Source organism: Providencia sp. PROV200, assembly GCF_049901995.1.
Taxonomy (GTDB): domain Bacteria; phylum Pseudomonadota; class Gammaproteobacteria; order Enterobacterales; family Enterobacteriaceae; genus Providencia; species Providencia rettgeri_E.
In genome coordinates, this window is the sequence record NZ_CP096307.1 from 1,932,499 (window position 1) to 1,945,465 (window position 12,967).

The window sequence follows — 12,967 nt, forward strand, 5'->3', positions numbered from 1 at the left end:
TGAAAAGAAATGCCATTCGGCACACTCTGTTAGAAACCAAAGAGGAGTTGCCATGAATATTTTATTTTACCATCCATTTTTTGATTCAAAACAGTGGATTGACGGTATGAAAGCGCGATTACCACAGGTGAATATTCGCCAATGGGAAAAAGGGGATAACCAAAGTGCAGATTACGCTATGGTTTGGTTACCGCCTTATGAATGCCTTGCTGGCCGCAGTGATTTAAAAGGTATTTTCGCTTTAGGTGCGGGTGTGGATGCTATTTTAAAGCAAGAACAAGACAAACCTGGGACTTTACCGGCAGGCGTTCCTGTCATGCGTTTGGAAGACACTGGAATGGCGATCCAAATGGAAGAATACGCTTGTGCAAAAGTGTTAAGCTATTTTCGTCGTATGGATGAATACCGCCAGTTGCAATCACAGCGTCAATGGAAGCAATTACCAGCCTACCAACACGAAGATTTTGTTATCGGTGTGATGGGGGCTGGTGCATTAGGGCAAGCTGTTGCAAAGCGCTTAGTTAGCTTTGGTTTTCATGTAAGAACATGGAGCCGCTCTGAAAAGCAACTGGATAACGTGAAAAGTTATTTTGGTAATGACCAATTAGCCAGTTTTCTTTCTGGTACCCGCGTGGTTATTAACCTTCTGCCAAGTACGCCAGAGACCGTGGGTATATTAAACCAGCAACTGTTTAGCCAATTAGAGCAAGGGGCATATGTCATCAACCTTGCGCGTGGAGCCCATTTAGTTGAACAAGATTTGCTTGTCGCGCTTGAATCAGGGCAAGTGGCAGGTGCAGCACTTGATGTTTTTGCGAGTGAGCCACTATCGCAAATGCACCCGTTCTGGACACATCCACGCATCGCTATCACCCCCCATGTGGCAGCCTTTACAAAACCGAAAGAAGCCATGGATATGATTGTCAGTAATATCGAACGCATTGAAGCAGGCCAAGCCCCTGTTGGTGTGGTTGATATGCAACGCGGTTATTAGCCACTTTTTTGTTGTGAGTGGTCTTTGTGGCCACTTGCAATCATCTATCCTAATCTTTTTCCTATTTTTTCGATATACTAAAGCCATTGCTTCAGTCACGAGGTGTGACTACCGGATCTGTAAAATAGGATAATATATGAACGAATTTTCAATTGTCTGCCGCATTTTGGGGACACTATTTCAACGTAGTCCCTCTGATAGCCTCGTAAAGCCGCTTATTGATATGATTGCTCAAGATAAATTAAAAGCATCATGGCCATTGGAACAAGATGAGTTGTGGTCACGCATGGCGAAAGATCTCGATATCAATGTGCTTAATGCGGATTACCAAGCTCTGTTTGCCGGTGGATCCCCAGCAGTTTCAATGTTAGCGAATGATTACGATTCTGAAATTACAGAAGCAGAGGTTCGCGAATTTTTAACGGTGAGAGGAATGTCTTTGACGAATGCGCCTGCTGATGCCTTTGGTGCTTTACTACTCGCAGCGTCTTGGTTGGAAGACCAAGCGGCGGAAGATGAAACCGCAGCTCAAGAAGAGTTATTTGATAGCTATATTCTGAGCTGGTATGGCAGCTTTTTAGGGAAGGTTGAAGCACATGCAACAACCCCATTTTACCGTACTCTAGCCCAAATTACCCGTGATGCTGTAATCGCACTGCGTGATGAACTTGACTCAGATGTGGAATAATTGTGACGCTGTCACTTTTTGGTGTGGGTGTTACTCGATTTTAGCCGACGATGTTGATTAATAATTTTGATTGAATTTGGCCTAATAAAAAAGGCAACAGATTTTCTTGTTGCCTTTAATGCTTTTATCAATCGAAATAATTTATGGTTAAAATCAATCGACTAGTGGAATGACCAGTTTACCTGGTTTGATTTCCAGCCCTTTAGCGAGTTTCTTCGCGGTTGCTTCAGCAGCACCATTATCTGGATTTAACACATAAACAGGCTGGGTTTCAAAGAAAGTTTCAAGTGAACTGTTTAAGTACGGAATAACAGCTGACATAGCGGTATCCATATTTTCTGGCGTCACTTTGTAATTGCTAATATTCAATTCTTTTAAGTAAATTGAGCCTGTTTTAGCGTCAAAGTAAGGGCGAGCAGTGAGTGTCAGGTTAATTTGTGCTTCTGCTTTACCAATAAGCGAGTCTAATTTAACGGTTGCATCCCCCGTTAATGCGACTTTCCCTGGTTCACTGCGGCCAATTTCTGATTTTAAATTCGCGAGCTGAATATCCGCATCAGCAAAACCCGTAATGCCGACTTTATGGTCATATTTTACTTTATTAGCAAGGTAATTATTAATTTGTGACTCACTAATACTAAACTCAGATAATTGGCTACAGCCCGATAACAGAGTGACAAAGCCCACCATAGCAGCGATTAAAAACTTCTTCATAAAGACTCCTTTTGCAGTAACACAGCTAGTTTAGCGCATTACTGCCCACTCAACATGACTGTTTCAATTTTTTTACGGTTAAATTGCTGATGAAGAGCCCATAAAGTAATAAAACCGATGATCCCTAATAAGAACCAAGGTAATTGTGGCATATTCCATTGGTGGCCAATATCGTACATCCAGCCCCCACCGGTATAACCGACAGCTCCCCCTAAAGCAAGGCCTAAGCGGCTAAAGCCCATATAGCTCCCACGAGCTCTTGGGTCAGCAAGTGACGCACTTAATGTTTCTCTAGCGGGGTCAGCGGTGATTGTGCCGAGATAAAAGAGGCAAATAAGGGCAAATAGCGTATTGAGTGAGGTTGTCATGCCAATTGGAAACATACTCAGGCTCATTAAAAATAGCCCAGCCATGAGCCGGTGTTCAAGGCGAAAATATTTTTCACTCCAACGTGCAATGGGATAAAGCAACGTTAAGGATATCGCAGCTTCAATAGCATACATCCATTTGACTGCGGTTGGCGTACCGGCTAACTCATTGACAACAATAGGGAACATTAGCATTACTTGAACTGACAACATAAAATAGCCCGCTAAAGTGACAACGTAACTCACAAAGCGTTTGTCTTTTAGTACGCGGCCCATACCTTCTTTGATGGGAGTTCTGACGGTTGAGATCCGATAAGCAGGTAATAACCATGCATTACAGATGGCAGCAATGATAAAAACCGCAGCGCCAACCCAGCAAACATAATGGAAGTCATATTGTAGTAGCCAACTTCCAATCAACGCACCGATAACAGCGCCAGCACTGTCTTGCATTAAGAGTAAAGAATAAAAACGGCCGCGTTCATAAGGGCGGGTCAATTTAATCACTAAGGCTGTCCGTGGGGGATCAAATAAGGTGCCACCCAGAGCAGAAAGTACGCAAGACAACCATAAAACCCAAGGGTCATGGGCCACTGCCATCACCGCAAAACCACTGGCGCGCAATAACATTCCAATGACAATCATGGGTTTTGCGCCAAATCGGTCAGCAATAGCACCGCCAAAAATCCCCAAACCCTGTTGAACAAACTGACGAAGTCCTAAGGCAAAACCCACCACGACGGCAGCCCAACCCAGTTGATCAACAAATCGAATAGAAATTAGTGGAAAAACAACAAAAAAGCCGAGGACAACCAACATGTTGTCAAGCAAAAGGAAATACTTACCAAGGCTTCTTGCCCGTGACACCTGCGCCATGAGACACCATCAGAAAAATAGCAAAGAGGGAATGTTTTTTTAAATTACGTATCAATAATATCAGTATATTGCGGGGTAATAGATGATATATTTTTATCGATAAATATTCGTCATACTTCACTCTGTGACGGTGTTGACTGCGTTCGGCTACTTGGGTCACATAGTTATGTATGCTGCACAACGAAGAAATCTAGTGATGTATTGGTATTTTAATTTACGTAATATGTTTTTCGTCAACGCATTGTAAGCTACACTTTAGCGTTCTAAGTTATTGGCTTGGAAAGAGAGAAAATATCTGGCTTTTTATTAATTAAGGGTTAACGATGTTTGGTTATCGTTCAAATGTACCGAAAGTGCGACTTGTCACAGATAGAATGGTTATCCGTTTGACTTATGAACGTGATAACTATCGGCTAGCTGATTATTACAGCCTGAACAAAGACTTTTTAATTCCGTGGGAACCCATCAGGGACAAATCTCATTATCAGCCAGCAGGTTGGCAAAATCGGTTACAAGTCATGAATGAAATGCATCGAGAAGGGAGCGCTTTCCATTTCGTACTATTAGATAAAGAAGAAAACGAAGTGATGGGAGTCGCGAATTTTAGTAATGTATTGCGCGGCTCATTTTATGCATGTTATTTAGGTTATTCTCTCGGTGAAAAATGGCAAGGTCAAGGCCTAATGTATGAGGCACTAACCCAAACTATCCGTTACATGCAGCAGCACCAAAAAATGCATCGAATTATGGCAAATTATATGCCTCATAATATGCGTAGTGGTAATTTATTGACCAAGCTTGGCTTTGAACGGGAAGGCTATGCAAAGCAATACTTACAAATCAACGGTGAGTGGCGTGACCATGTATTGACGGCACTGACAGATAACACTTGGGCATTGAATAAAGCCTAAATTCCTAATTTACTTTTCAATCGTAGTCAGTTGCAGTGCACACTGTTAAACTGATGCGATTGTATTCTTTTAGTTTATCAATCATGAATTTATTAAAATCATTGGCGGCAGTAAGCTCCATGACCATGATGTCTCGTGTGCTTGGGTTTATTCGTGATGCCATTATCGCCCGAGTGTTTGGTGCAGGAGCCGCGGCTGACGCCTTTTTTGTCGCCTTTAAATTACCGAATCTTTTACGTCGAATTTTTGCTGAAGGTGCCTTTTCACAAGCCTTTGTTCCAATATTAGCGGAATATAAAAACCAGCAGGGAGAAGAGGCCACCCGTACATTCGTCGCTTATATTGCTGGGATGCTAACCCTCGCTTTAGCGATCGTAACTATCCTTGGTATGATTGCCGCCCCTTGGATCATTTATGTCACCGCACCTGGTTTTACCGATGATGCTGACAAATTTGCGCTGACGACAGATCTTTTACGAGTCACATTCCCTTATATCTTTCTGATCTCTCTGGCCTCTCTTGCAGGCGCAATCCTGAATACTTGGAACCGTTTTTCGGTCCCTGCATTTGCGCCAACGTTGCTCAATGTCAGTATGATCATTTTTGCTGCTTTCGCTGCTCCTTACTTTAACCCACCCATTATGTCATTGGCGTGGGCGGTGTTGGTTGGCGGTGTTTTGCAACTTGTCTACCAACTACCCCATCTTAAAAAGGTGGGTATGTTAGTGTTACCACGCCTGTCATTTCGTGATAGTGGGGTTTGGCGTGTAATGAAAATGATGGGGCCAGCAATTATCGGGGTTTCAGTCGCGCAAATTTCTTTAATTATCAACACAATATTTGCTTCTTTCTTACAATCTGGTTCAGTGTCATGGATGTATTACGCGGATAGACTAATGGAATTGCCATCTGGGGTACTTGGTGTGGCCCTTGGGACAATTTTATTACCATCATTAGCGAAAAGCTTCACGAGCGGCAACCAAAATGAGTATCGCCAATTAATGGACTGGGGATTACGCCTTTGTTTATTACTTGCTCTACCTTGTGCGTTAGGGTTGGCAATACTCGCTGAAGCATTAACGGTATCATTATTTCAATACGGTAATTTCACAGCACATGACTCATTAATGACGCAATACGCTTTAATTGCCTACTGTGTAGGGTTAACAGGCATGATTTTGGTGAAAATTTTGGCACCAGGTTTTTATTCGCGCCAAAATATTCGTACGCCAGTGAAGATTGCGATTGTCACTTTAATTTTAACCCAATTGATGAACTTAGCCTTTATTGGCCCTTTACAACATGCTGGTTTAGCCTTATCTATTGGGTTAGCGGCATGTTTTAATGCGGGCGTTCTCTATTGGCAGCTGCGTAAGCAAGATATTTTTCAGCCTTTAGCCGGCTGGAAAGGGTTCATATTTAAATTATTGATAGCGTTAATTGTAATGGGCGCTGTGCTGTTTGGTGTTTTACACTTCATGCCTTCTTGGCAAGACGGTAATATGTTGATGCGTATGCTACGTTTGATAGGCGTCGTGATTATTGGTGCAGGAAGTTATTTCGTAGCTTTATATGTACTGGGGTTCCGCCCTCGTGATTTTATGAAACGTAGTGTTGCCTAATTAATAAGCCGTCAATAACCTTTAAAGCCCAATTTTAATGAGAAAATTGGGCTTTTTTTATCTCTGTAATCTGCGTCGTTAAGGAAAAAATAACCATAGATCTGTTTCCTTCAATTTCTAGTGAGTTCTTAAATTAATGCCCATAGTAACTGAATTATTAATTTCAAAATTATTTTATGAAATTTCAATTAATTGTTTTTATTGATAAAAATAATAACCTACTCTATTTTTGGGGTACATTGACAGGGTTGTTGTTACAACAATCAAGTGACAGGGAGATATTCAATTCCTTGAATATAAAAGTGGAATCTATTGATTCCGCTTTAGTTGGGTTAAGTGATATTGCCGAATTGACAGGACTAACTCGTCAGGCAGTGGCTTTATTAAAAGATGGTGCTCGAGGGAAAGGCCATTTTCCAGCACCCGTACAACGCTTGAATGGCGCATCGCCGTTATGGGACTTGGCGAGCGTTGCTCATTGGTTACAACAGAATAACCGGTTGTCGCATAACCCTGAACTTTATGAACAAGCAAAAACACTTTGCAAATGGAACTTAGTACTCCGTAATTGCGCGAATGAATATATCGATGAATTGCAAAAACTAACATCAAAGTTAGCAAAGCAACGCAAACAAAAACGGCTCACCGAAGTGAACCGCTAATAGCTATTTATTGGTTTGATTACATTCTTTCAACGGTTTCAATACCTAGAGTGTCTAAGCCCGTTTTTAATGTTCTTTGGGTTAATGCAGCCAATTTCAAGCGGCTTTGGCGTTGGGCTTCGTCATCAGCTGACAAGATAGGGCAGTGCTCATAGAAACCAGAGAATAAACCGGCTAATTCATACAAATAAGCACACATAACATGAGGTGTGCCATCACGTGCAACAGTGAGAATGGTTTCTTCAAACTGTAATAAACGTGTTGCAAGCGCAATTTCACGCGGGTCTTGTAATGAAATAGGCAGAGTGAGGTCTGCGTGGGTTAAATTGGCTTTCTTGAAGATAGAGGCCACACGAGTATACGCATATTGCATATACGGCGCGGTATTTCCTTCGAAAGCTAACATGTTGTCCCAATCGAAAATATAGTCAGTCGTTCTGTTTTTGGACAAGTCAGCGTATTTAACGGCGCCAATACCGACAACATTTGCGACATTGAGCAATTCATCTTCAGGCATATCTGGGTTTTTCTCACGGATCAGCGCTTGAGCGCGTTCAACAGCTTCATCCAGCAAGTCTGATAAACGAACGGTACCACCGGTACGAGTCTTAAACGGTTTACCATCTTTCCCTAACATCATCCCGAACATATGGTGCTCAAGCGCCATCGATTCAGGGATGTAACCTGCTTTACGGACGATGGTCCATGCTTGCATCAAATGTTGATGTTGGCGTGAGTCAATATAGTAAAGAGAACGGTCAGCGTGCAGGGTTTCGTAACGGTATTTAGCACAGGCGATATCGGTTGTTGTATACAAGAAGCCACCATCTTTTTTCTGGACGATCACGCCCATAGGTTCGCCTTCTTTATTTTTGAATTCATCAAGGAAAACAACCGTTGCGCCTTCACTCTCAACAGCTAAACCTTTAGCTTTTAAATCTGCAACAATACCCGGTAGCATGCTGTTATATAAGCTTTCACCCATCACGTCATCTTCGGTCAATGTGACATTTAAGCGGCGATAGGTTTCTTGGTTTTGTTGCATGGTGATATCAACCAATTTGCGCCACATTTGGCGGCAATATTCATCACCGGATTGCAATTTTACAACGTAGCCACGAGCACGTACTGCGAACTCTTCATCTTCGTCGTAGTGTTTTTTAGCTTCGCGATAAAACTCTTCGAGGTCAGCAAGCGCCATATCGGTGGCATCTTCATTTTGCACTTTTTCAAGGTAGGCAATTAACATGCCAAATTGCGTACCCCAATCACCGACGTGGTTGGCACGAATAACTTTATGACCAATAAATTCTTGGGTACGAGCAGCTGCATCACCAATGATGGTTGAACGCAAATGACCCACGTGCATTTGTTTCGCAACATTAGGCGCTGAATAGTCAATGACAATTGTCTCAGGCTTGACTGGTGCGACGCCTAGGCGTTGTGATGCTAATGCCTCTTCAACGTGTTTTTCAACCCACGTTGGCTCAAGGAAAATATTAATAAAGCCTGGGCCGGCAATTTCAACTTTGCTGGCAATCCCTTCCAAATCTAAGTGATTAACAAGCTGTTCAGCCAGTTGTCGCGGAGCTATCCCCATTTTTTTAGCCGCGCCCATCACTCCATTCGCTTGGTAATCACCAAACTGAGCTTTAGCGGATTGACGCACAAGTGCATCACTGTCTTCTGGAGCACCCGCTGCTAACATCGCAGCACTAATTTTATCTGAAAGAATCGCCTGAATATTCACCGAATTACCTTAAATTGCGAACCATAGTTACCACATTGTGCCATCACATGCGTATAACTAAAAGGTTGAAGAGAAAAATCGGCAGGTTTTATACCATATTTTGGGGCTCTCATGCTACAGTCTGCGCCATTGTTTAGTAGATAAGTTTTTGTAAAGAGGGGGCTTTAGATGCCACAATTTAGCAAAATTTCGCAATTACAAGATTTATGGGATGACCTACCTGTGTTTATGGGTAAATTACAACAGTTAGCGCAGGAACTGAACTTATCATTGTCATCTTTTCCGATAGATCACATCTCGGTGCGTTGCCATCATATGGCAACCGCAGAACGTTGGCATCAAGGGCTAATGGAATGCGCTGAGCTTTTATCTGACAATGTTATCAATGGTAGGCCAATTCGTTTATATGAGTTAAGAGAGCCATTAAATGTCGCGGGTCAAGAGGTATTTATTATTGAGTTGCCTTTCCCAAAAGACAAAATTTACCCGAAAGAAAGCTGGGAACATATCGAAATGGTGATTGATATTGATCCGAGTCAACTAGAAACCACAGCATTTCAGTTATTACCAGATCCTCTACCCCAAGGGTATCGTATTAAGGTAAGCCAACCCAAAGGGCAGCAAGAAAGGTTGCCAAATCCAACATTAGCAGTGTCAAATGGCGAAATAACGGTTAAATACCATCCTTTTACGCTAAAAAAGATAATTGAAAGTGAAAAATAAGTGATGCAATTAACGTTATTGATTAATAGTACAGGTTAACTTTTAGTGATGTGATATCCATCCGATAACATTTTTTAATAAATGGCATTATTAAGCGAATTGTTAACGTTTTGGATTAAAGCGTTTCATTATTTTTGGGCACATAAAGCCAGTGTTTTATTGCTCTATTTCGGAGGTCGTAATGGCAAAACTGGAAATCTGTTGTTTCGGAATTGAATGTGCCCAAGTGGCTCAAGAATATGGTGCAGATCGTATCGAACTCTGCTCTGGCGCTGCAGACGGTGGCCTGACCCCCAGTTATGGTTACCTGAAATTAGCCAAAGAGAAACTACATATTCCAGTTCATCCTATTATTCGTCCTCGCGGTGGTGATTTTTGCTATAACATTAGCGAATTTGACGTGATCCGCGAAGATTTAATTATGATTAAGGAAATGGGTTTTTCAGGTGCCGTTATCGGTATATTAGATAGCGAAGGGCGTATTGATATCAACAGAATGCATACGTTGATGGAAATAGCACAAGGGATGAATATTACCTTCCACCGCGCATTTGATATGTGCATTAATCCATTGTTAGCTTTAGAACAATTAAAAGAGCTCGGTGTTGCGCGTATTTTAACTTCTGGGCAGCAACAAAGTGCAGAGTTAGGTTTACCACTTTTAAAAGAGCTACATGAAAAAAGCCAGCAAATTAATGGGCCACAAATTATGGCGGGTGCGGGAGTACGTTTAGCCAATTTAAGTAAATTCATGGAAATTGGCTTATCTGAGGTACACAGTTCTGCAGGGAAAACGGTGCCATCAACCATGAATTACCGCAAAGTAGGGGTCACAATGGCCTCTAATAGCGAAACGGATGAATTCTCCCATTATTGTGTGGATGGCCCTACGGTAGAAGCGATGAAGGACTTTATTTCTATTACAGAAAAAGTGTTGGTTTAATTGCCGCTAGCCACAATAGGCAGCTTGACGATAGAAATTTAAATAGATTGTTATTCTCTAAGGAAAATCAATTAGTTGGTTTTCCTTGTTATTTTTCAGTCAACCAATGGCTAGTTATCATTAAAATATCAACTAAGTAAATTTATAATATTGTTTATTTGTCATTAATAGCTCAATTATTGCTTGTATTGATACACATCAATTAACCCTTGTTTTTATAAGGTTACCATCTAATTACTATAAGAATACTCAGTAATTCAATTTATAATAATTAATGAGGTAGCAATGTAATGATCAATAAAATCAGGGAAAAAGCGCTGAGTCGGAGACAGTTTATTCAATCCTCTGCCTCTGTCGCCACGACAACGGCTATTGCCAGTTCCATCTCTCTACCTTTTTCCGCTCAAGCAACACCCACCATCACAATCCAACCAGATGAAGTCAGCGAAAAAATCAAATACAGTGCGTGCTTAGTCAATTGTGGTAGCCGCTGCCCACTCAAAGTGCATGTAAAAGATGACGTTATTACGCGCATATCGAATGAAACTATGTATGACGACACCCAATTTGGCTTACATCAAATACGTCCCTGTTTGAGAGGGCGCTCTGTTCGTTGGAAAACCTATAACCCAGACCGCTTGAAATACCCATTATTGCGTACCGGTAAACGGGGAGAAGGGAAATTTAAACGGATCAGCTGGGATGAAGCGACGACGATTGTGGCTCAAAAGCTGCGCTCAACTATTGATACTTATGGCAATGAAGCCATTTACTACCAGTATGGTTCAGGATCTACCGGTGCTAATTTGCAGGGACGTAATGCCTGCAAGCGTCTATTAAACCAACTAGGTGGGTTTCTTGATCAACATGGAACTTACTCAACAGCACAAATAAACGGTGTTATTCCATATGTCTATGGCAAGTTAGATGATTCATTACTGTCTGAAATAGCCAATAGCGATTTAGTCGTGATGTTTGGCCATAATATTGCGGAAACGCGGATGTCCGGTGGTGGTCAGTTCTACGAAACCTTAAAAGCATTAGAAAAAAGCCAAGCTAAAGTCATTATTATTGACCCGCGTCGTACTGATAGCGTAACAACGCTAGGCGCTGAATGGATCCCGATTTACCCGGGCACTGACGGAGCGCTTGTGGCTGCGATTATCCATACATTAATTAAAGAACAATTGACGGATGAGGCCTTTCTAGCGAAATACTGTGTAGGCTGGGATAGCCAGACACTTCCTGAGTCTGCGCCACAAAATGGCTCATATAAGGATTATATTTTAGGACTTGGTGATGATGGTATTGAAAAAACGCCGCAATGGGCAAGCCAAATTACAGGCGTTTCACCCACTCGTATTATTCAATTGGCTCGAGAGTTGGGTAATGCAAAAGCCGCGTGGATTTCTCAAGGCTGGGGATTGCAAAGAACCGCATCGGGAGAACAAGCGGCTCGAGCTGTGATGATGTTGCCGATTGTCACGGGGCATATTGGACGCCCAGGAACGAATGCGGGTGGATGGGGAGGCAACGTAGCGTACTCTGTGCCTGGTTTTGCTATCCCGAACCCAGTTAAAACGCAGATCCCGTGCTTTATGTGGACTGATGCGATTGCACGCGGAACCGAAATGACCGCGACAAATTCAACACTACTCGGTAAAGAGCGCCTTGAAACTAACGTGAAATTTTTATGGCACTATGCAAGTAATGTCACGGGTAATCAACATTCTGATTTGAACAAGACCCATAAAATTTTAACGGATGAGTCCCTATGTGAATTCATTTTAGTTTGGGATACGCATATGACGCCGTCGACTAAATATGCGGATTTGATCCTACCCGATGTGACCAGTGTTGAATCGAATGATTTAATTAATAATTCGTATGCAAGCGGTGCTTACCATTATGCTATTCGTCTACAAAATGCGATTACGCCATTATGGGAGTGTCGCCAATCCTATGATGTTTTAACCGATATTGCTGAAAAACTGGGGATTAAAGACCAATTTACCGAAGGTCGTACTCATGAGCAGTGGATAGAACATTGCTATAACTTGATGCGAGAAAAAAATCCCCATTTGCCAACGTTTGAAGAAACGAATGACATGGGAATTGTTGATAGAAAATTGGCGGATAGTGCTGATTATATTGCATTAAAACCATTTAGAGATTCGCCTGAAACTGCGCCATTACCAACCCCATCGGGTAAAATCGAAATCTATTCAGAAAGGCTCGCTAAGATAGCAAAAGAGTGGGAATATCCGACTGACCAACGAATTCCTGCTGTGCCTGAATATTGTGTAAATACGGAAGGTGTTGAAAATAAAGAAACTAAACAGAAATATCCGCTGCAAATGACGGGGTATCACGATAAAGGCCATGCGCATTCATCGTATTTTAATATTGCGATATTACGTGAAGCCGTGCCTCATCAATATTGGATTAACCCAATTGATGCATCGGCTCGAGGTATTCAGAGTGGCGATATGACTGAAATTTTCAATGATCGTGGACGTATGCATATTAAAGCGAAAGTGACTGAGCGTGTATTACCTGGTGTCATTGCGGTTCCGCAAGGTGCTTGGCGGGAAGTTAATGAGGAAGGGGTCGATATTGGTGGTTGTATCAATACGTTAACCACACAACAACCCTCAGCTCTTGTTAAAGGGAATCCACAACATACTAACTTAGTTGACGTGAAACGTGCATAAGG

Annotated in this window: 11 protein-coding genes; 8 read left to right on the forward strand and 3 right to left on the reverse strand. The window is 42.1% G+C overall.

Going from position 1 to position 12,967, the window contains the following annotated elements; translation table 11 throughout:
- Positions 1-52 precede the first annotated feature (52 nt).
- Together ghrA and M1E86_RS08895 are read left to right on the forward strand one after the other, a co-directional pair.
- Positions 53-994: a glyoxylate/hydroxypyruvate reductase GhrA gene (gene ghrA / locus M1E86_RS08890; protein WP_213912798.1), complete on the forward strand. Its 942-nt coding sequence runs from the start codon at positions 53-55 to the stop codon at positions 992-994.
- A gap of 136 nt (positions 995-1,130) precedes the next feature.
- Positions 1,131-1,682: a TorD/DmsD family molecular chaperone gene (locus tag M1E86_RS08895; RefSeq protein WP_213912797.1), complete on the forward strand. Its 552-nt coding sequence runs from the start codon at positions 1,131-1,133 to the stop codon at positions 1,680-1,682.
- 153 nt (positions 1,683-1,835) lie between these two features.
- On the opposite strand, the gene M1E86_RS08900 is transcribed toward M1E86_RS08895, so the two are convergent.
- Complete coding sequence (locus M1E86_RS08900; protein WP_213912796.1) at positions 1,836-2,396, reverse strand: lipoprotein; 561 nt, start codon at positions 2,394-2,396, stop codon at positions 1,836-1,838.
- Between the two features lie 38 nt (positions 2,397-2,434).
- Positions 2,435-3,640: a multidrug efflux MFS transporter MdtH gene (mdtH, locus tag M1E86_RS08905; protein ID WP_213912795.1), complete on the reverse strand. Its 1,206-nt coding sequence runs from the start codon at positions 3,638-3,640 to the stop codon at positions 2,435-2,437.
- A 323-nt stretch (positions 3,641-3,963) separates the two neighbouring features.
- Between mdtH and rimJ the strand changes: the two genes are divergently transcribed.
- The 3 genes from rimJ to M1E86_RS08920 all read left to right on the forward strand — a co-directional run bounded on the left by rimJ (position 3,964) and on the right by M1E86_RS08920 (position 6,835).
- Positions 3,964-4,551, forward strand: coding sequence for a ribosomal protein S5-alanine N-acetyltransferase (rimJ, locus tag M1E86_RS08910; RefSeq protein WP_213912794.1), 588 nt, complete (start codon positions 3,964-3,966; stop codon positions 4,549-4,551).
- 83 nt (positions 4,552-4,634) lie between these two features.
- A complete protein-coding gene (gene murJ / locus M1E86_RS08915; protein ID WP_195698639.1) occupies positions 4,635-6,173 on the forward strand; it encodes a murein biosynthesis integral membrane protein MurJ in 1,539 nt (512 codons plus the stop codon).
- 176 nt (positions 6,174-6,349) lie between these two features.
- Complete coding sequence (locus M1E86_RS08920; RefSeq protein WP_319862323.1) at positions 6,350-6,835, forward strand: hypothetical protein; 486 nt, start codon at positions 6,350-6,352, stop codon at positions 6,833-6,835.
- Between the two features lie 19 nt (positions 6,836-6,854).
- Here M1E86_RS08920 and argS read toward each other — a convergent pair whose 3' ends face one another.
- Entirely contained in the window at positions 6,855-8,585 is a 1,731-nt protein-coding gene (gene argS, locus M1E86_RS08925) for an arginine--tRNA ligase (protein WP_125891067.1), read from the reverse strand.
- A 168-nt stretch (positions 8,586-8,753) separates the two neighbouring features.
- On the opposite strand from argS, the gene M1E86_RS08930 reads away from it, so the two are divergent.
- The 3 genes from M1E86_RS08930 to M1E86_RS08940 all read left to right on the forward strand — a co-directional run bounded on the left by M1E86_RS08930 (position 8,754) and on the right by M1E86_RS08940 (position 12,965).
- Positions 8,754-9,308: a VOC family protein gene (locus M1E86_RS08930; RefSeq protein WP_125891068.1), complete on the forward strand. Its 555-nt coding sequence runs from the start codon at positions 8,754-8,756 to the stop codon at positions 9,306-9,308.
- A gap of 181 nt (positions 9,309-9,489) precedes the next feature.
- The gene (gene cutC, locus M1E86_RS08935; protein WP_125891069.1) at positions 9,490-10,251 is read left to right on the forward strand and encodes a copper homeostasis protein CutC; all 762 of its coding nucleotides are present in this window, start codon (positions 9,490-9,492) and stop codon (positions 10,249-10,251) included.
- Positions 10,252-10,541: 290 nt separating this feature from the next.
- Positions 10,542-12,965, forward strand: coding sequence for a DMSO/selenate family reductase complex A subunit (locus M1E86_RS08940; RefSeq protein ID WP_426099340.1), 2,424 nt, complete (start codon positions 10,542-10,544; stop codon positions 12,963-12,965).
- The last annotated feature ends 2 nt before the right edge of the window (positions 12,966-12,967 follow it).

What these genes read in the sequence shown, in the direction of transcription:
- mdtH (WP_213912795.1), bottom strand. Translation starts at nt 3,640, where the DNA reads ATGGCGCAGGTGTCACGGGCAAGAAGCCTTGGTAAGTATTTCCTTTTG.
- ghrA (WP_213912798.1), top strand. Translation starts at nt 53, where the DNA reads ATGAATATTTTATTTTACCATCCATTTTTTGATTCAAAACAGTGGATT.
- M1E86_RS08920 (WP_319862323.1), top strand. Translation starts at nt 6,350, where the DNA reads ATGAAATTTCAATTAATTGTTTTTATTGATAAAAATAATAACCTACTC.
- murJ (WP_195698639.1), top strand. Translation starts at nt 4,635, where the DNA reads ATGAATTTATTAAAATCATTGGCGGCAGTAAGCTCCATGACCATGATG.
- M1E86_RS08895 (WP_213912797.1), top strand. Translation starts at nt 1,131, where the DNA reads ATGAACGAATTTTCAATTGTCTGCCGCATTTTGGGGACACTATTTCAA.
- rimJ (WP_213912794.1), top strand. Translation starts at nt 3,964, where the DNA reads ATGTTTGGTTATCGTTCAAATGTACCGAAAGTGCGACTTGTCACAGAT.
- cutC (WP_125891069.1), top strand. Translation starts at nt 9,490, where the DNA reads ATGGCAAAACTGGAAATCTGTTGTTTCGGAATTGAATGTGCCCAAGTG.
- M1E86_RS08940 (WP_426099340.1), top strand. Translation starts at nt 10,542, where the DNA reads ATGATCAATAAAATCAGGGAAAAAGCGCTGAGTCGGAGACAGTTTATT.
- M1E86_RS08930 (WP_125891068.1), top strand. Translation starts at nt 8,754, where the DNA reads ATGCCACAATTTAGCAAAATTTCGCAATTACAAGATTTATGGGATGAC.
- M1E86_RS08900 (WP_213912796.1), bottom strand. Translation starts at nt 2,396, where the DNA reads ATGAAGAAGTTTTTAATCGCTGCTATGGTGGGCTTTGTCACTCTGTTA.